This window comes from Acinetobacter sp. ANC_7503, from assembly GCF_056780035.1.
Genome location: NZ_JBWYJA010000013.1, coordinates 17,828 through 36,708, shown reverse-complemented (window position 1 = coordinate 36,708; position 18,881 = coordinate 17,828). Strand labels below are relative to the sequence as shown.

Below are 18,881 nucleotides of genomic sequence, written 5' to 3'. Positions count from 1 at the left end.
CCGAACCCCAAAACATCTCAATTGTCATCTTATCCAATATCGGACTTTAAAACATCGAAATTTTTAACATCTCTATAAGACAGCTTTTAATCGCTATTTTTTATTCGATTTACTCTTTTTTCGTCTTTTTCTCTTGTTTCTATTTTTGATTCTCGAGTTGATCGAGATTTGCTTATGAGAAGAGGATGCATGCAGTTTAGCTGCTGTTAACGATTGATCTACTTTATGATGAAAAAAAGATTGGATGACTAAGGGTACCAATAGAATGCTTAGCCAAATACTCATATTGATGGGAATTATTTGATAGATATAATTTAAAGAATAGACTGAAACCGTAAAAATGAGTGCAAACCAAGCTTCTGTTTTAGAAATTTGATCTTCTGAAAAACGTTTGATATGGATCAGCGTATTTTGTTTGACATCTGAAAAATAAGAGCGCGTGTATTTATTGGGAAAATAGCTGAGAAGCAGCATTAAGTTTTGAAAAAGATATAAAGACGATAAACCGAGTAAAAAATATCGAAATAATAAAATTAAACGCTCAACCCAACGATGCTCAGATGTAATATCGCCCTGTGAATAAAGTTCTATAATTTGATCAATAGACAAAATTAAAATTGAACAACAAGTAAAGAAACTCAGTAGAAAACGGCTTAAATGATGATGCTCAATTTCAAAAAAGGCATGTAAAATCGAATAGAGTAAAAATATTAACAAGATTATTGTGATGAATGTCGATAATACTGTATCAACACCAAGCATCTGTTTTTCGAAAAACCAATAGCAAATTCCAAGTGCGAATAAAAAACTAAGCCCTTCACCAAAAGGTGTGGTTAAACTCTGATGATGCTCTAGAGAAAAAACTATTAAGTAAGCACCAAGATAGAAATAGACCCAAATTATTAATGGATTCGAGCTATTACTCTGTATAGAAATAAATGAAAGTGCACTCAAAAATAGGCTTAAAATTGAATAAATTAAGATTTTTTCTTTGTTTCTAATGATTTGATAACTTTGATAAAAAACACCACAGAGTAAACTGATGATTGTAAGCGGTATGTGAAATTGATGATTAAGAAAAGCTTTAAGAAAAACAAAGCAATAGCAAACTAATACGATACTGATAAGAAAGCGAGTGAAGGGATAATTCAATACATCCCAAAAGTCTGATTTAAAATTTAGACGTTTTTTTAGACTAATTTTATGTTTAATTTTTTCTTTATACATTGCGACTAGGATTTATTCTGATTGTTATCTCATCTTTATGGATAAAAGTATATTTAGAAAATTTATTAAGTTCAAAAATAAAGCCGACGATTCGAGTGATGTGAAATCGTCGGCCAAAATACTTCAGTCATTCAAATTTAGGCTGCTAAACTAAATTTTTCTGCAAGAAGCATGATTTATAGGTCTCATTGGGGTATAAGGTCACCGTGTATCATTGCGGATGCCGGTGCAATGACTACGCGGTTGCTACTGACCTTGTACCTTATATAACGCATAAGGTTGTGATTCGGTTGACAAGAAAATTAAAAATATTTGATTTATTTTCGGTTATGCTTTGTGACAGGAATTTATTGCGTCTGAGAGTTATGGTTTCTTTAAGAAAATATTTTTTATGGTTCTTTTTACTTTGCTTAGGATTAACGCTGGTTGCAGGTATTTTGGCAGCGTTATTGCCTTCGGCAATTGCAGGAATAGTCACTGCACTTCCATATTTAATAGCGATGATTGTTGTTTTATATAAATTTATTGATCAACAACAACGTGCACCTTCGGATCAAGAACGAAAAAAATTCACATTAGGTTTTACGTTGATCTTTTGGGGCTATAACTTTCTTGGTGTTTTTTTAAGTATTTTATTTTTTTCGAGAAAAGACCCTGAAATTTGGCAGAACTTTTTACTCTATGTCCAAAATTCCAGTTTCTTAAGTCTCAGTGTAATTATGATTTTGATGCTAGCGATACCATTATATTTAATTACCTTTTGGTTTTATGGTCCACAAGCGAAGCGCATGGCGAATAAATTGGTGGTAAATAAGTAATCATGAATTGAGCTCAAAGGCATCTTTCACCATGATAGAGAGATCAGATCATAAGAGTATTTCTATGTATCATCCTTGCGTTTTGGTTACTGGTGCAACAGGTTTTATTGGATCTTATTTGGTTGCATATCTGCTAGATCAAGATTATCAGGTGATTGGTTTAAGCCGACAGTCCAATCCCAAAATGAAGCATCCACGTTTGACATGGGTTCAATCTTTCGATGATATCCAACACGCTCAAATTGACTATGTTATTAACTTAGCGGGTGAAAGTATTGGTGATGGTCGCTGGACGCAAAGGCGAAAACAAAAACTCATCGACAGCCGAGTGAATACGACCGATGCATTATTACATTATCTGCTGACCCATCAGCAACATCCCAAGCGAATTATTTCTGGTTCTGCTGTAGGATATTATGGTATTGATCCTGATCAAGAATGGTCAGAAAAAAACAATGAGCAGGGATCATCTCAACCGATCTTTATGTCCGAACTTTGCCAAGAGTGGGAGAGGTCGGCTCTCCAACACAAAAATCAGTTTGATATTAAGGTCATTCGTTTAGGCGTGGTGATTGGGCATGGCGGAGGAATTTTACAACAATTACTCTTACCGATTCGATTTAATCTGGTAGGTAAAATTGGTTCAGGTCAGCAGCCCTTAGCATGGATTCATATTCAGGACGTGATTCAGGCGATTGAATTTCTGATGTTGAATGACACTCCAAAAGAAGTTTTTAATTTCGTTGCTCCTGAACAAACGAATCAGGTGTATTTTGTTCGCACCGCAGCAAAAATTTTAAACAAGAAACCGCTTTTAAGTCTGCCTGATTCATTGTTTAAAATCATGTTAGGTGAGCAGTCTCAATTGGTTTTAAATGGACAATACGTTATACCAGAAGCACTTATTCAAGCAGGTTATACATTTCAGTATCCAGAACTCAAAATGGCGTTGGAGCAACTACTTCCATCACATTAAACTTGAAACTTCAAAGATGGGTCATAGGGTCTAGGATCAACGAGGGTGGTCTGATTCAGCATGAGTTGTCGTAGTAACTGCGCTGCAGCTGGCCCCATGCATAAACCATTTCTAAAATGACCAAAATTCGCCCATAAGTTTTTCATTTCAGGCATTAAACCGATATACGGAATTCCATCAGGTGAGCTAGGTCTCAAGCCTGCCCATTGACGCACAATCGGGAAATTTTTAAGTTCAGGTATGAGTTGAATGCATGCTTGGTAAATGGATTGTTGTGTTTTCAAATTTGGGCGATGTTCAAAACCTAATTCCGCCATACTGGAACCACAGACGATATGGCCATCTCGACGTGGAATCATATACATGACATTGTACATACACATCGTGGGTAGCCAGTTTTCAGGGGTTTTGAATAGGATCATCTGCCCCTGAACAGGTTGAACAGGGATATTGAAATCGAGTTGTGATGCCCAATGTGCCGACCAAGCTCCAGTAGCGATAACATACTGATCAGCTTTAATTTGATGTTGATCATGCAGAACAATGGATTGCACTTGCTGATTTTGAATCAGTAATTTTTCTACCCACTTATGCTCGATAATCTTTACTTTTGAATGTGATTTAAGATAAGTCAGAATAGACTTTAAAAGACGAGGATTACGAACATTAGACAATTGTGGAAAATGCAAAGCCTGCTTGAAAGTATTAGAAACTCGTGGATTCAGATTTCTTAATTGAGTCTCGTCGAGTAAATCGCAATGCTGCATCGGCTCGTTATATTGCGCCTTATAACTGAGTCCAATCTCAAAATCATCTTCATCAAAAATTAACATGCCTGAATCGTGAATTTCGAAATCAATGCCACTCAATGGTTGAATTTTTTGATTCCAAGATTGATATAACGATTTACCATGTTGTGCCAATTGATTGACTGCTTTGGGATAACGCCAAGGATACATAGGTGACAAAATACCACCACCTGCCCAAGATGCAGCTTTAGCTGCTTGTTTTTGATCAATGAGGGTAATTTCACAACCTTGGTCGAGTAATTCAAGCGCTGTTAGTAAGCCGCTAATTCCACATCCAATGATGGCAACGTGCATTTTTATCCACCTTCAAAATGACGGGGTGTATTAGACCATATTCAAGCTCTAATCGTGCAAATAATCTCAATGATGTAAAGAGATCGATGAGATGTAAGATGTTAAATGAGTGAGTTAAAAGTTGGGTCTCGAATACAATGATGATGATTTTAGTAGAAAAAAAGCGCTTTATGGAAAAGCGCTTTTGATTCAATAGTGTATTACAGATCTTTAAGCATTTTTGCAGCATCTTCAGCAAAATAGGTCCAAATTCCATCTGCACCAGCACGACGACAGCTCATCAATGATTCTAAAATCACACTTTCAGAAAGCCAGCCGTTTTGGATTGCTGCTGCCAACATGGCATATTCACCACTCACTTGATAAACAAATGTTGGAATGCCAAATGTGTCTTTAACTTCACGTACAATATCTAGATATGGCATCCCTGGTTTTACGATCACCATGTCTGCACCTTCTTGAATATCTAGTGCAATTTCGTGAAGAGCTTCAGCTCGGTTGCCAACGTCCATTTGGTAGTTATACTTATTACCACCTTTTAAATTAGATGCTGAACCCACTGCATCACGGAAAGGACCATAGAAGCTTGATGCATATTTGGCAGAATAAGCCATGATATTGGTATAAATATGACCATTTGCTTCAAATGCTTGACGAATCGCAGCAATACGACCATCCATCATATCACTCGGTGCGAAAACATCGGCTCCTGCTTCTGCATGGCTTAAACCTTGTTTAATCAGACACTCAACAGTTTCATCATTCAGGACATAACCTGTTTCATCGATGATGCCATCCTGACCGTGTGTTGTATAAGGGTCTAAAGCGCCATCAGTGATGAGTACCATTTCTGGTAATTCTTTTTTTAGAAGACGGACAGTGCTTTGAACTAAACCATCATCTCTCCATGCTGCTTCAGCAGTTAAACTTTTGTCTTCTTGTGGGGTAACTGGGAATAAAGCTAATTTAGATACACCTAATTCTAAAAGTTTTTCAGCTTTGTTTAACAACAAATCAGCTGAAAGACGGTGAATATTTGGCATACTAGGTATTTCTTGGGTTTGATTTTGACCTGGTAGAACAAATACCGGATAAATGAGATGTTCAGCAGAAAGATGTGTTTCTCTCACCATCGCTCTGAGTTTGTCATTTTTTCGAATACGGCGCATGCGTGTTGCAGGAAAAGCAGGGCGATTAAACGTATAAGTCATCACAATCTCGATGTTTGGTATTTTACTTGGGTCTAATTGTAGCCCCCTTAAGGCGGTTTTTGGGAAAATGCTGATGGTTTTTTCTCATGATGTTAATTTGAGTTTTGTATGAACGATTCCCAAAAAAAATGGATGGGTAACCTCCATTTAGGTGCTAAACCAGATCTTGAAGTGGTATTAAATCAACTCACTCAAGTATTTAATACCTCTCCTTATTTCGCTTACAACGAAATGCAAATGCGTGTCGTAGAAGGTGAAATCCAAGGTTATATTGAGATGAAACCTAATCTCATTGGTAATATTTCTTTCCAAATTTTGCATGGCGGTGTAGCAGCAACATTACTCGATAGTATTGGCGGGATTGTTGCAATGGGCGAGCTTTACAAGCGTGCAGAGCCTGATATGTTGCCTGAAACTTTAAAGAAAGTTTCACGTTTAGCAACAGTGGATATGCGAGTGGATTATTTATCACCAGGGCGCGGAAAGTATTTTATTGCCACTGCTGAAGTCCTACGCATGGGTCGCAAAGGTTGTACGATGCGCATGAATATGGTGAATGATGAAGGTAAAGCAATTGCAACAGGTATTGCTTCATACGCATATTGAAAAATCTATGTATCTCTTATAAAAAAACCGCCCTTGTAGGCGGTTTTTTATACTAAACATCTGATCTTGAACGTTTTAACGCACTATTCCATTGATGTAAATGAAATTGACGTTGATCTTCAGACATTGTTGGCTCAAAGGCTTTTTCCAATTTCCATGATGCCGCAATATCAGACGGATTTTTAAATACACCTGCAGTTAAACCTGCCATTGCCGCAGCTCCCCAAGCCGTTGACTCCAAAAGTTGCGGTCTTAATACAGGAACATTCAGTAAGTCGGCTTGAAACTGCATCAACATATCATTTTGACTCGCACCACCATCTACACGTAATTCTTTTAAAGGGTTTCGAATATCAGATTGCATGGCATTCAAAACGTCAGCGACTTGAAATGCGATTGATTCGAGAGCTGCTCGCGCAATATGTGCTTTATTTGTCCCTCTAGACATACCGCATAATAATGCGCGGGCATCCGTATCCCAATGAGGTGCTCCTAAGCCTGTAAAGGCAGGAACAAGTACGACACCATCGGTACTGTTAACTTGACACGCCAATTGTTCAACTTCTTGGCTACTTTGAATAATTCCAAGTCCATCACGTAACCATTGTACAATTGCACCAGCCATAAAAACACTACCTTCAAGCGCATACGAGGTGTGTTCTTTACATTGCCAAGCTAAAGTGGAGAGAAGCTGATTCTGACTCAGTTGAATTTGATCACCTGTATTGAATAACATAAAGCAGCCAGTACCATAGGTGTTTTTTGCTGAGCCTATATCAAAACATGATTGACCAAATAAGGCTGATTGTTGATCACCTAGAATCCCTGTAATTGGAATTTCTGCACCTAAGAGACCTTTGGCTGTATTGGCAATATGGCAATCAGAAGCCACGATTTTGGGTAGTATTGCTTTTGGGATGTTAAATAGTGCGAGCAACTCATCGTCCCATTGCTGGGTATGCAAATTCATTAACATGGTTCTTGAAGCATTAGAAACCTCAATTACGTGTTCAGCACCTTGAGTGAGATTCCAAACTAACCAACTATCAATGGTGCCAAAAGCCACTTCGCCTTGTTCCGTACGAGCTCTTAAACCATTAATATTTTCAAGTAACCACACTAATTTTCCAGCACTGAAATAAGGATCAATGCGGAGTCCTGTGGTGAAATTTATCTTGGTTTGTAAGTCTTGTTGAATGAGGGAATTACACCAATCACTTGCTCTGCGATCTTGCCAAATAATCGCAGGGGCTAGAGGTTCACCAGTTTTTTTATCCCAAATCACTGTCGTTTCGCGTTGATTGGTTAGGCCTAAAGCTTTGATATCTTTAGGCAGTAATCGCGCATCAGCAATTGCTTGCTGTACCACTGCGATTTGTGAGCTCCAAATCTCTTGTGCATTTTGCTCTACCCAGCCTGACTTTGGGGTTCGTATTTTAGTTTCTCTTTGAGCTGTTGCATGAACGTTTCCATGTTCATCAAAAATGATCGCACGACTTGAGGTCGTCCCTTGATCCAGTGCAAGTAAATAACTCATAAAATATGCAATTTTGAACTTGAAAAAAGGGATTTTATCTCAATTATTGAAATAAGCGCATGTGTATGTGTAATTGTTGTGAAATTAGAGGTCGTATTTTCAAACTTTTATGCTATGATTGCGTTGTACTTTGGGGATGTTCCTGGCTTCGACGCTGGTGATGAAACTCATAGATGCATGCCGAGAGCGCATTTTCTCTCGTAAATAAAATTTGCATTTTAAATAGTCGCAAACGACGAATCTTACGCTCTAGCTGCCTAAGGGCAGCTTGTCCGCATCTCTGAATACTTGTGGTTAGAGATCCCGACTGAAGCGCACGCACACAAGTCCGTATAACATCAAGCCTTGGGGTGTTGTACTAAACTTAAAGGATCGCTCTCTTAACCCTGTTCGTCGGGTCTTTGAGGGTTAAAACAATAGACGATATCTAAGCATGTAGTAATCTCGAGTGTAGTGCTTGCGGACGCGGGTTCGACTCCCGCCATCTCCACCAAAATTCTTGTAATAATTAAGCCACTTATTTTAAGTGGCTTTTTTATTGCTAATTAAAACTGATAAAACGAAAAAGTACGATGCTTATTTAATATTCGTATGGGTAGGGGGAGGCATATGGAACTGAAGCAACTTAGATACTTTATTACGATTGTTGAGTCAGGAAGTTTAGGTAAAGCTGCGCAGAAGTTAGATGTGGGCACATCAGCACTTAGCCAGCAAATTGCAAAGTTAGAAGATGAGCTGTGTACACGGTTATTGCAACGTAACTCAACAGGTGTGACTCCAACGCCTGCAGGTTTAGCGTTTTTCAAACAGGCACAACTTTCACTTCGTCATGCGCAATATGCAATAGAAGCGGCGCATTCATCACGCTTGACAGGTCATGTGAGTGTGGGATTTTCACCCAGTATTGCATCAGTACTCGGCATTCCCTTCATGCAACTAATGTCGGAGCGTTATCCCGATATAAAAATTCATTTAGTCGAGAGCCTATCTGGTAATCTCACCAATTTAGTCAATGCAAGGCAACTAGATATTGCGATCATTTTTACTAAAGATGTCGATAGTAACTGGGCTGTTCAACCTTTATTGAAAGAGCAAATGTTCATGATGGCCAATTGTGCTTTGTTAAAAGAGCAGGGTTATGAACAGTGTATTTTAGAAGGAAAAATTGATTTAGAAAAAGTGAATCGCTTACCACTTGTATTGCCAAGTCAGAGACATGGTTTGCGTAAATTTCTTGATCAAAAAGTTGAATTATTAGATGTTGACTATGAAGTAGATGGTCTACATCTTCTGATGAATTGTGTTAGCAATTTAAACATGGCAACCATTCAACCTGTCAGTGCACATTTTGATTATCTAAAGTCGGATATTTGTTTATTAAAAGTGGTTGAACCAGAACTTGATCGAATTAATTATTTAATTAGTTTGGCTGAAGAAGAGCTTTCACCCGCGAGCTTAGCAACTAAAGTGGCGATTAAAAGCACAGTTAAAAGCTTGATTCAGAAAGGACTATGGCCAAGTGCTGAATTATTAGACTTTTAACCTATTTAATTTTATTAAACACCTATTTAAATTCTGCCTATCACGTTAATTCATACTTTTAGTCTTAAATTACATCAAATTCGAGAGGGAAGACATCGAATGCATGATGTAATTGTGATTGGCGGTGGGAATGCCGCATTGTGTGCTGCACTGACAGCAAGAGAACAAGGCGCATCTGTCTTATTATTGGAAGCTGCACCCAAAGAATGGCGTGGGGGGAACTCTCAGCACACTCGTAATTTACGTTGTATGCATGACGCACCACAAGATGTTTTGGTGGACGCTTATCCTGAGGAAGAGTACTGGCAGGATTTGTTAAAAGTTACCGCGGGCAAGACCAATGAACATTTGGCACGCTTGGTGATTCGAAGTACAGCAACTTGTCGAGATTGGATGCGTAAGCATGGGGTGAATTTCCAACCACCGCTGTCAGGGGCACTGCATGTCGCACGTACTAATGCATTTTTTATGGGCGGTGGAAAAGCTTTAGTTAATGCCTATTTTAGAAGCGCACAAGATTTAGGTGTTGAGGTTCGCTATAGCACCAAAATTGTTGACTTGGACATAGAAGACAATACTTTCAAAGCTGCTATTGCTGAAGATGGTACACGTTTTGAAGGAGCGGCTTGTGTTCTTGCTGCAGGTGGTTTTGAATCGAACATCGCATGGCTTAAAGAAGCTTGGGGACAAAACGAAAATGGTGAGTGGCCAGCGGATAATTTTATTATTCGTGGTACACGTTTCAACCAAGGCAACTTACTCAAATTTATGATGGATCAAGGAGCCGATATCATTGGCGATCCATCTCAATCGCATTGTGTCGCTGTCGATGCACGTGCTCCTTTATATGATGGTGGAATTTGTACCCGTATAGACTGTGTATCTTTAGGGATTGTCGTCAACAAAAATGCAGAGCGTTTCTACGATGAAGGTGAAGACTTCTGGCCAAAACGTTATGCGATTTGGGGGCGTTTAGTTGCGAAGCAGCCGAATCAAATTGCCTATTCAATAATTGATTCAAAATCCGTTGGACGTTTCATGCCCCCCGTATTTGAAGGCACGAAAGCAGATAGCATTGAAGAGTTAGCAGCAAAGCTAAATTTAGATGTGGCGACCCTCTCGAAAACGGTGGATGAGTTTAACCAAGCCTGTGTTGTTGGTGAGTTTAATCATACTGTGCTTGATAATTGTCATACTGAAAATTTAAGCCCAGCGAAAACCCATTGGGCTGTTCCGCTGAATCAACCCCCTTTCTATGCTTATGCACTTCGTCCGGGGATCACTTTTACTTATCTCGGCTTAAAAGTAGAGGATGATGCGGCCGTTCGTTTCAATAATCGGCCAAGCCCAAATTTGTTCGTTGCAGGTGAAATGATGGCTGGCAATGTGTTAGGTCAGGGTTATACCGCAGGTGTGGGGATGTCAATTGGAACGACATTTGGTCGTATTGCAGGAAAAAATGCGGCGAATGCTGCACTGATGTTGGGAGTTTAATTATGAATGCCAATGCAAAAAATTTAATTCCTATCGTGCAGTTGAGTCAGAACGAAGATCAAGTCAAACAAGCCTTACAGATTTGTAATGCTTGTCGTTACTGTGAAACATTTTGTGCGGTTTTCCCTGCCATGACCAAACGTCTTGAGTTTACGCAGGCGGATATCCACTATATGGCTAATCTTTGTCATAACTGTGGCGCGTGTTTACATGCTTGCCAATATGCGCCACCGCATGAATTTGGCGTCAATATTCCGCAAGCCATGGCACAAGTTCGATTAGAGACTTATCAAGAATTTGCAGTCCCTGCTGCATTTGGATCAATCTATCAAAAAACAGGCATTCCACTGGTTTCTGCAATGTCAGTACTATTTTTCTTACTGATGTTGGCAGGGGTTTGGATTAATGGCACCGATCTATTTGGTCGCTACCAAGGTGATTTCTACGCCATTTTTCCTCACAATTTCTTAGCAGTGCTGTTTGGTTTAGTGTTTATTTTAGCGTTTGTGCTATTGGGTTTAGGCATTGCAAAATTCTGGAAGCAAACCTCTAAAATTATTCCTGAAGGCGTGGCGCAGCCAGATATTCTACAAGCATCTAAAAATGTTCTGACGCTCAAATATTTAGATGGTGGGCATGGCAAAGGGTGTAATGAAGAAGATGATCGATATACACAAATCCGTCGTGTTTATCATCACTTCACGATGTATGGCTTTTTACTCTGTTTTGCAGCAACAAGCGTTGCAACGTTCTATCACTATTTTCTTGGTCTTCAAGCACCATATGCCTACAGCAGTTTACCCGTAATTTTAGGTACGTTGGGTGGAATTGGCTTAATCATTGGCCCAGTAGGATTGTTATATCTCAATATTAAACGTCATCCTTTACATGGTGATGTGAAGCAAAAGCCAATGGACCGTGGATTTATTTTCTTGCTTCTGCTGATCAGTGTCACAGGCCTATTATTGTTGGCATTCCGCGATACTTCAGCCATGGCGTTATTGCTGATTATTCATCTAGCGACTGTCATGACTTTCTTCCTAACGATTCCTTTTGGCAAGTTTGCCCACGGTTTCTACCGCAGTGCAGCTTTATTAAAGTTTGCTGTCGAAGAGCGTATTGCAAAAAATCGAGCGAAAGCGAAGTAAAGACCCAAACCAATCTAGGCCAGAGGTTAGATTGGAAATAGGTAAAACATGGACATACATCAATTAATAATTCAGCAATAAGGATAGTTTGCTATGAAAAAAATGAAATGGTTAGCATTGGCATGTACTGGCGCTGTGTTAATGGGCTGTGGTACAGGAAATGCCTCCAAAGAACCTGGTCAACCTAAGCGTGCAGAATGTATTGCACCTGCTAAGCCAGGTGGCGGATTCGATATGACCTGTAAATTAATACAATCTGGTTTTAAAGAAACTGGCGTGATGACTGACCCAATGCGTGTGACTTATATGCCAGGCGGTGTAGGTGCAGTGGCTTATAACAAAATCGTCAACAACGATCCTGCAAATAACAACGCTGTTGTAGCATTTTCAACGGGATCGCTATTGAACTTAGCTCAAGGCAAATTCGGTAATTTCACAGAGAAAGATGTGAAGTGGCTTTCAGGCGTTGCGGTTGATTATGGTCTTGTCGCTGTTCACAAGGATTCACCTCTTAAAAACCTTGATGATCTAATGAAAGCGTTGCGGGACAATCCAAAGAAAATCAGTTTTGGTGGTGCTGGGAGTGTCGGTGGTCAGGACTGGATGCAAACCGCAATTTTGGCGAAAAAGGCAGGTATCAATCCTGCTGATATGAGTTTTGTTGCTCTAGAGGGTGGGGGTGAAGTTCTCACTTCACTTTTAGGTCAGCACATTCAAATCGGTGTAGGGAACGTCAGTGAAATTGGCTCACATTTACAGTCAGGTTCAATCCGTGTACTGGCTGTATTTTCTAAAAATCGTTTGGAAGGCAAATTTGCAAGTTTGCCGACAGCACTTGAACAAGGCTATGACCTGGAATGGCCTGTGATACGTGGTTTCTATATGGGACCTAAAGTCAGTGATGAAGCATATAGTTGGTGGAAAAATGCCTTTGACAAGATGATGGTAGATCAGAAATTTGATGCAGTACGTGAAAACCAAGATTTACTCCCATTTGAAATGACAGGCGAGGAAATCCAAGCATACGTCTATAAACAAACGGATGAAATGCGTCAATTATCGGAAGAATACAAATTATCAAAATAACAAACAAACTGAGTTGGGGCGCATGTTCTAACTCAGTTTTTGTTTAGAGGGAAGATGATGAAATCTGAACGCATTCTTACAGCCATCATTTCAGTTATTGGATTGGGATTATTGATCTATGCGTGCAATTTTGAAGCACCGATTTCTTATGATCCTGTTGGGCCGAAAGCCTTTCCAATTCTTTTGATGGGGTTGATCACTTTTAGTGCTGTTTATCTAACTGTTCGTCCAGCCATTATGTTTGAGCCTGTAGAGCTGGGCTGGACCAAACATTTGCTCGGTAAATTAGTACTGTGTGCTGTCGCACTCACCATTTACGCGATGATTTTCGAATTCTTTGGTTTTGTCATTGCAACACTGCTCATGACGATTGCACTGGGTAAATTATTTAGCGGGAAAACCATTACGACTGTGATCACAGGGATTGTGCTGAGTTTAAGTACCTATTATCTCTTTGATCGCGTACTTGATGTTCCATTACCACTTGGATTCTTTGGTTAAGGATAACACCCCATGGATGTATTAAATTTTCTCATGATGGGTTTTGAGGTTGCACTTCAGCCTCAGAATCTATTAATTGCCTTTATTGGTGCGTTTATTGGAACGGTGGTCGGTCTTTTACCGGGTTTAGGTCCAATTAATGGCGTCGCGATCCTGTTACCGTTTGCTTATGCCTTAGGTTTACCTGTAGATAGCGCACTGATTTTATTAGCAGCAGTATATTTAGGCTGTGAGTACGGCGGTCGTATCTCCGCAATTTTGCTGAATGTACCTGGAGATGCTGGTGCGATTATGACCACTTTAGATGGTTACCCGCTAGCACAGCAAGGTAAAGCGGGTATTGCACTTTCTTTGTCCTCTATTAGTTCTTTTATTGGTAGTACGATAGCATTTGTCGGGATCGTATTATTTGCTCCAATTTTAGCACGTTGGGCGGTGTCTTTCGGTCCTGCAGAATACTTTGCACTCATGGTATTTGCGATTGTGTGTTTGACAGGTCTAGTCAGTACACAACCGTTTAAAACCCTCATTATGGCTTTAATGGGTTTAGCACTTTCAACTGTTGGGATGGATGCGATTACAGGTGTTTATCGTTTTACCTTTGATAGTGTTGGTCTGAGTGATGGTATTGCGTTTACCACAGTTGTTATTGGTCTGTTTAGTATCAGTGAAATCTTACTTTTACTTGAGCGTACTACGCTAGGAAAAGTTGTTTTAGAACAGGGTAAGCGTTCTTTATTTAACTTTAAAGAATTCATGAGTACATTAGCGACCATGATTCGTGGTTCATTGTTGGGCTTCTTCTCAGGAATTTTACCAGGTGCGGGTGCGAGTGTTGCCAGTGCAATGGCGTATACTACTGAACGTAAAATGGCGAGTGATGGCAGTAAATTTGGTAAAGGGGATCTACGTGGTCTGGCTGCACCTGAAAGTGCCAATAATGCAGCAGCGTGTGGCTCTTTTGTGCCAATGTTAACGCTGGGTGTGCCAGGTTCGGGTACGACTGCTGTGATGATGGGTGCATTAACCATGTATAACATCACACCTGGCCCTCAACTGTTTGCTGAACAGCCAACACTCGTTTGGGCACTCATTGCATCTTTGATGGTTGGTAACATCATTCTACTGGTATTGAACTTACCATTGGTAGGCTTCTTTGCACGATTACTCAGTATTCCGAGTTATATCTTAATTCCTATTATTGCAACTGTAAGTTTCGTTGGTGTTTACGCAATTCATAGCACGATATTTGACTTATTGCTGTGTATGGGTTTGGGGATCATTGGCTATATCTTACGTAAGTTTGATTTCCCACTTGCACCACTCATTTTAGGTTTTGTATTGGGTGAATTGATGGAATCGAATTTGCGTCGTGCATTATCGATTTCTCAAGGTGAACTCAGCATCCTGTGGAGTAGTGGTATTAGCATCGGTCTGTGGATCATGTCGGCATTGCTTTTAATCCTTCCTTTTGTACGTAAGTACTTATTCATCAAAAAGCAAAAAACAATCTAATCCAAACATGAAGGTCAACGCTATGTTGACCTTCATTGGTGAAGAATATGGAAAACATAAAATCGAATGCCAAAGGATTGGCAATTGCATTATTAGGTGCATGGCTTGGAATACTCGTTGGTCTCCCATTGCCCTGGCTATTAGGTCCACTTCTCATCACGCTCATCATTGGTAGTTTTGGTATTTCGAATCCATGTCATGTTCGTTGGCGTCAAACTGGGCAAGTGATTATTGGTATGGCTTTGGGACTTTATTTTACCCCTGCACTTATGAATGCCTTATCAATTTATTGGGTATTTATTTTCATTGGAATTTTATGGTCCATAGTGCTGAATCTGCTTTTAGCCACGTTGCAGTATCGTTTTAACCACTTGGATTGGTCAACGGCATGGTTTGCATCAGCGATTGGTAGTGCCAGTGAAATGGTCAATATTGCAGAAAAGTATCAAGCGCAGGTCGATAAAGTTGCAGCGACACATAGCTTAAGAATTGTGATTTTGGTGGTGTTAGTCCCCATTTTTATGAGCCTTTATTTGGGGGTTGATTGGAAAACGTCTTCTGTGACTGTGCAATATTTTGATGTGGTTTCTACACTTTTAATTTTTGTTATAGCTTTATTGGTTGCCAAGTTATTTGATTATTTCAATGTCCTGAATGCTTGGATTTTAGGTCCGATTTTAATTATTGGTTTGCTGTCTTATCTCGGTGTACTTGAGCATAGCTTACCGCATTGGCTGATTGCTTTGGGGCAGCTGTGTATTGGTTGGTCTTTGGGCAGTAAATTTCCATTTAGCTTTTTAAAAGACAGTCAGCGATTTCTCGTTTTGACCATTTTATTTAATGTGCTGGCACTGATCCTTTCAATTTTATTTGTACTTGGACTGATTCAACTTATTTCTGTAGATGAAAAAGTTTTACTGCTCGGGCTTTCTCCAGGTGGCATTGCTGAAATGTCTTTGATGGCAAAAGTTTTGGGCTTGTCTGTTCCGATTATTGTGGCATTTCAATTATCACGCTTGATATTTGTCATCCTCACAACACGTTTTTTCTATCGTTTAAGTCAAAAATTATTTTTTTAAATATGGTGAGATTTAATTGCCGGAGTGCGTATGAATATTAGTGTCTACGAAAGAATTTCTTATGCAGATAGTGTGTATAGAGTCAAAAGAGATTGATGATTTTTAAAACTCATTCAAAACCAAGATGGGGAAATATGTCTTGAAACTATCAAAAATAATCCTCCAGCTTTAAAATAAGCACAATATCAAAATGAAGCCATGTGTTTAATGACAGTTTCAAACTGTGGCGACCTACTCAAATATGTACATCAGCGCACTACCCTCATTTGTTTGGAAGCCTTAAAGATGAAGGCTTAGCGATTCGGTATATTGATCAGACGAGTGCTGAAATTCTGAGATCGGCAATGAAAAAGAAATCATACGTGATTCAGTACTTAACAAAACATTCTCCCATCATTTAGTAGGAGGTGATACGATTCAATCCTAAGGTGGGGAGAGATCTTCAACATCATGAGGCCCATTTTGGGGAACACTTAGTTGAATCAAATCTATAAGTCATTGACTATTTAAAGGATCCATCTCAATAAGTCATAGATCTTGCTTAATCCTTTAGATCTAAAAAGACATGATTTTTTTAAAATAAAAAATCAGTTTGTGATCGATATATGCTTAACTACATACCGCACCAGTAATCGGCTGATTCCTATTTTCGAAGTGCTTAACTGAACTTGCAATACTGATTGAAAGTTGATCAATGGCTTTTTGCGAAACAGTGACTAAAGTATTTAAGTCTTTAGATTTTTGTGGAATTTCTTCATAAAAACTCATCCGACAACTGAGTTGATGACGTTGAGGTAATGTTTGAGCGTTTTTGGGTGTAGATAAGGGGCGATTGGGATCATCATATCTTAAAGTCCAAGTCGTATTCATGAGTATAAAGCGTTGCTGATTTGATTTTTCGATGAAATCAAAGTTAGAAAAATCTAAGGCAATTCGATAAGCTGCTTGTCCACCAGTCATACCACTATTATAACGATCCACTGCACCTAATGTTTGCTGTAAACGCGCAGAAACAGCATCTCTCAATTCAGCCGACAAAGTAGAAGTCCAACGATCATCGAACAATACTTTAGCCTGCCCATTTTCTTGTTGAATCACCAAGGGAATTCGGTTTAAACGATCAGATAATCCAACAGGAAGCACCTCAATCATCCTCACTTTTTGATTTGACGAAGATGATGTTAGCGTTTGAGTACTCAATGAATAGAACTTAGGCGTAGGGGATGAAGAGCACCCACTGACGATGAGTGCAAACAAACCAACACTCAAGCTTGAAAGGACTTTTAGGTAGCAGCGTTGCTGAGTTTTCAATAATTTATTCTCTGTCATCTTTCTTCGGCTCCGCTGTTTTTCCACGAATCAATGACTCAGGATTTTGTTCTATTTGATCTGCCATTAACTGCAATGAAGCTGCGGCACGGGTAATTTGTTGTAAAGCACGACGTAGATCTTGTTGTAATGGTGCATCACTTGCCAAGATGGTTTCAGAAGACTGAACTGTTTTACGAACATCATCCAAAGTGGCTTGTAAATTAGGCGCAACTTTGCCATCCAGTTGATCGACCAAACTTTTTGAAGATTGTATAGTTTTATCTAAGTTTGCCAAGGTTTGACGAACGTCCTGACCAATTTCAACCAATGGAAATTTAGATACATTATCGGCGATTTGGGACACTTGTGCTTGAAGGCCTTTTAATTCTGTAGGAGTTGTTGGAACTTCAACTACACCATCATTTCGACGGATTGCAGTGGCATATTTAGCTTTAGGGAAAAGATCAAAGCTAATGTAGTTTTGACCTGTAAGTAAATTGCCAGTCCGCATTTGAGCTCGCCAACCACGCTCAACAAATTGCTTGAATACTGTACCTTGCGGGTCCAACTCATGACCTCCAGCAATACGTGAAGGATAAACTTCAGCATCAACACGCATTCGAATTTGCGAGTGATTATTGTAGAACTCAGTGTTGATTTTTTTCACAGTACCGACTTCGACACCCATGAAATCAATTGGAGCTCCTACTGATAAACCTCGCAATGACTCATTGAAATACATTACGATCCGTCTTGGATTAAGATCAGGCTCTTTAAGCGCAAGCTTTTCAGAGTCAAATAATTCAAATTTCATTTTATTCGGAGCAGGAGCTGCATCAGAATTTTCAGGATAACCGAATGCGATCCCTCCCGAAATGATGCTTGCCAAAGATTGTGTGTTTAAACTAAAGCCCGAAGCATTCAAATTGACATCTACACCACTGGCTTGCCAGAAACGCGCATCTGTGGTGACAAATTTGTCATAAGGTGACTTAATGAAAGTTTGAAGTTCAACGCTTTTTCCATCATCAGCCAGTTGGTAAGAGGTCACTTGTCCAACGTTGATTCTTCGATAATAAATAGGTGAGCCGAAATCGAGCGAACCTAAATCTTGTGCCTTTAAGAAAAAGATTTTTCCAGGAACATCGGAAGTTACAACTGGTGGAGTTTCTAGCCCTTTAAATGAAGTGGTTTTGACATCTGATTTACCGCCATCTACTTCAATATATGCGCCAGAAAGTAAAGTATCGATACCTGAAACCCCACTTGCACCAATACGTGGTCTCACTACCCAAAAACGTGAATCTTCCGTGGCAAAATTACTGGCATCTTTCCGAAGTTCAATTTTAGCAATGATATGAGACCGATCTTCCGAAAGGTCAATTTCACGCACTAGACCCACATTGACTTGACGATAACGAACTGTAGTTTTGCCAGCTTCAATGCCTTCTGCAGTCCTAAAAGAAACCTCAATAACAGGACCAGTATTCAAATACGCCTTGAGAGCTAATGAAAATGCAATGAGTAATGCCACAATTGGAATAATCCAAATGAGAGAAGGTTTCCATTTGCTACGTTTCTTATCAGGTACACCGACCTGACTCAGAACTTGTTCATCATGAGGATGACCATTACTCGATTGGTTTTCTGACATAGTTATTGATCTTATTAAATCGTAATGTGGTTGTTGTTTGTACGCTTCATCATATGAATATCAAGCAAGAAGT

16 protein-coding genes and 1 other RNA gene are annotated in these 18,881 nt (G+C 39.5%); 11 read left to right on the top strand and 6 right to left on the bottom strand.

Annotation, left to right across the window (positions count from 1 at the left end):
- Nucleotides 1-93: 93 nt before the first annotated feature.
- On the bottom strand, nt 94-1,227 hold the full coding sequence (locus AC1M9M_RS13160) for a hypothetical protein (RefSeq protein WP_481596558.1): 1,134 nt from the start codon (nt 1,225-1,227) through the stop codon (nt 94-96).
- A 365-nt stretch (nt 1,228-1,592) separates the two neighbouring features.
- Here AC1M9M_RS13160 and AC1M9M_RS13155 point away from each other — a divergent pair, with 365 nt between their 5' ends.
- Both AC1M9M_RS13155 and AC1M9M_RS13150 read left to right on the top strand, forming a co-directional pair.
- On the top strand, nt 1,593-2,045 hold the full coding sequence (locus tag AC1M9M_RS13155; protein ID WP_180028763.1) for an ABZJ_00895 family protein: 453 nt from the start codon (nt 1,593-1,595) through the stop codon (nt 2,043-2,045).
- 64 nt (nt 2,046-2,109) lie between these two features.
- Nucleotides 2,110-3,021 carry a TIGR01777 family oxidoreductase gene (locus tag AC1M9M_RS13150; protein WP_481596557.1) on the top strand — a complete coding sequence of 304 codons (912 nt, stop codon included), beginning with the start codon at nt 2,110-2,112 and terminating at the stop codon, nt 3,019-3,021.
- On the opposite strand, the gene thiO is transcribed toward AC1M9M_RS13150, so the two are convergent.
- Entirely contained in the window at nt 3,018-4,124 is a 1,107-nt protein-coding gene (gene thiO / locus AC1M9M_RS13145) for a glycine oxidase ThiO (protein WP_481596556.1), read from the bottom strand. The two genes, AC1M9M_RS13150 and thiO, sit on opposite strands and share 4 nt — an antisense overlap.
- A gap of 200 nt (nt 4,125-4,324) precedes the next feature.
- Nucleotides 4,325-5,335 (bottom strand): porphobilinogen synthase, encoded by a 1,011-nt coding sequence (gene hemB / locus AC1M9M_RS13140; protein ID WP_180000234.1) that lies wholly within the window; start codon nt 5,333-5,335, stop codon nt 4,325-4,327.
- A 108-nt stretch (nt 5,336-5,443) separates the two neighbouring features.
- On the opposite strand from hemB, the gene AC1M9M_RS13135 reads away from it, so the two are divergent.
- A complete protein-coding gene (locus tag AC1M9M_RS13135) occupies nt 5,444-5,941 on the top strand; it encodes a thioesterase family protein (RefSeq protein ID WP_035266285.1) in 498 nt (165 codons plus the stop codon).
- Between the two features lie 52 nt (nt 5,942-5,993).
- Here the strand turns inward: AC1M9M_RS13135 and glpK are convergent, their stop codons facing one another.
- Complete coding sequence (gene glpK / locus AC1M9M_RS13130) at nt 5,994-7,478, bottom strand: glycerol kinase GlpK (protein WP_481596555.1); 1,485 nt, start codon at nt 7,476-7,478, stop codon at nt 5,994-5,996.
- 132 nt (nt 7,479-7,610) lie between these two features.
- Between glpK and ssrA the strand changes: the two genes are divergently transcribed.
- From ssrA to AC1M9M_RS13090, 8 genes are all read left to right on the top strand, one after another.
- Nucleotides 7,611-7,971, top strand: a transfer-messenger RNA (tmRNA) gene (gene ssrA, locus AC1M9M_RS13125).
- A gap of 116 nt (nt 7,972-8,087) precedes the next feature.
- Nucleotides 8,088-9,020: a LysR family transcriptional regulator gene (locus AC1M9M_RS13120; protein ID WP_481596554.1), complete on the top strand. Its 933-nt coding sequence runs from the start codon at nt 8,088-8,090 to the stop codon at nt 9,018-9,020.
- A 99-nt stretch (nt 9,021-9,119) separates the two neighbouring features.
- Entirely contained in the window at nt 9,120-10,514 is a 1,395-nt protein-coding gene (gene tcuA, locus AC1M9M_RS13115) for an FAD-dependent tricarballylate dehydrogenase TcuA (RefSeq protein ID WP_481587848.1), read from the top strand.
- A gap of 2 nt (nt 10,515-10,516) precedes the next feature.
- The gene (tcuB, locus tag AC1M9M_RS13110) at nt 10,517-11,662 is read left to right on the top strand and encodes a tricarballylate utilization 4Fe-4S protein TcuB (protein ID WP_481596553.1); all 1,146 of its coding nucleotides are present in this window, start codon (nt 10,517-10,519) and stop codon (nt 11,660-11,662) included.
- 93 nt (nt 11,663-11,755) lie between these two features.
- Nucleotides 11,756-12,748 carry a Bug family tripartite tricarboxylate transporter substrate binding protein gene (locus tag AC1M9M_RS13105; RefSeq protein ID WP_481596552.1) on the top strand — a complete coding sequence of 331 codons (993 nt, stop codon included), beginning with the start codon at nt 11,756-11,758 and terminating at the stop codon, nt 12,746-12,748.
- 54 nt (nt 12,749-12,802) lie between these two features.
- A complete protein-coding gene (locus tag AC1M9M_RS13100) occupies nt 12,803-13,249 on the top strand; it encodes a tripartite tricarboxylate transporter TctB family protein (protein WP_481596551.1) in 447 nt (148 codons plus the stop codon).
- Between the two features lie 12 nt (nt 13,250-13,261).
- Entirely contained in the window at nt 13,262-14,764 is a 1,503-nt protein-coding gene (locus AC1M9M_RS13095) for a tripartite tricarboxylate transporter permease (RefSeq protein ID WP_481593877.1), read from the top strand.
- 47 nt (nt 14,765-14,811) lie between these two features.
- Nucleotides 14,812-15,843 (top strand): AbrB family transcriptional regulator, encoded by a 1,032-nt coding sequence (locus AC1M9M_RS13090; RefSeq protein ID WP_481596550.1) that lies wholly within the window; start codon nt 14,812-14,814, stop codon nt 15,841-15,843.
- A gap of 609 nt (nt 15,844-16,452) precedes the next feature.
- On the opposite strand, the gene AC1M9M_RS13085 is transcribed toward AC1M9M_RS13090, so the two are convergent.
- Both AC1M9M_RS13085 and AC1M9M_RS13080 read right to left on the bottom strand, forming a co-directional pair.
- Complete coding sequence (locus AC1M9M_RS13085; RefSeq protein ID WP_481596549.1) at nt 16,453-17,172, bottom strand: PqiC family protein; 720 nt, start codon at nt 17,170-17,172, stop codon at nt 16,453-16,455.
- Entirely contained in the window at nt 17,159-18,808 is a 1,650-nt protein-coding gene (locus AC1M9M_RS13080) for a PqiB family protein (RefSeq protein ID WP_481591909.1), read from the bottom strand. The genes AC1M9M_RS13085 and AC1M9M_RS13080 overlap by 14 nt, the downstream gene beginning before the upstream one ends.
- Nucleotides 18,809-18,881: the final 73 nt, after the last annotated feature.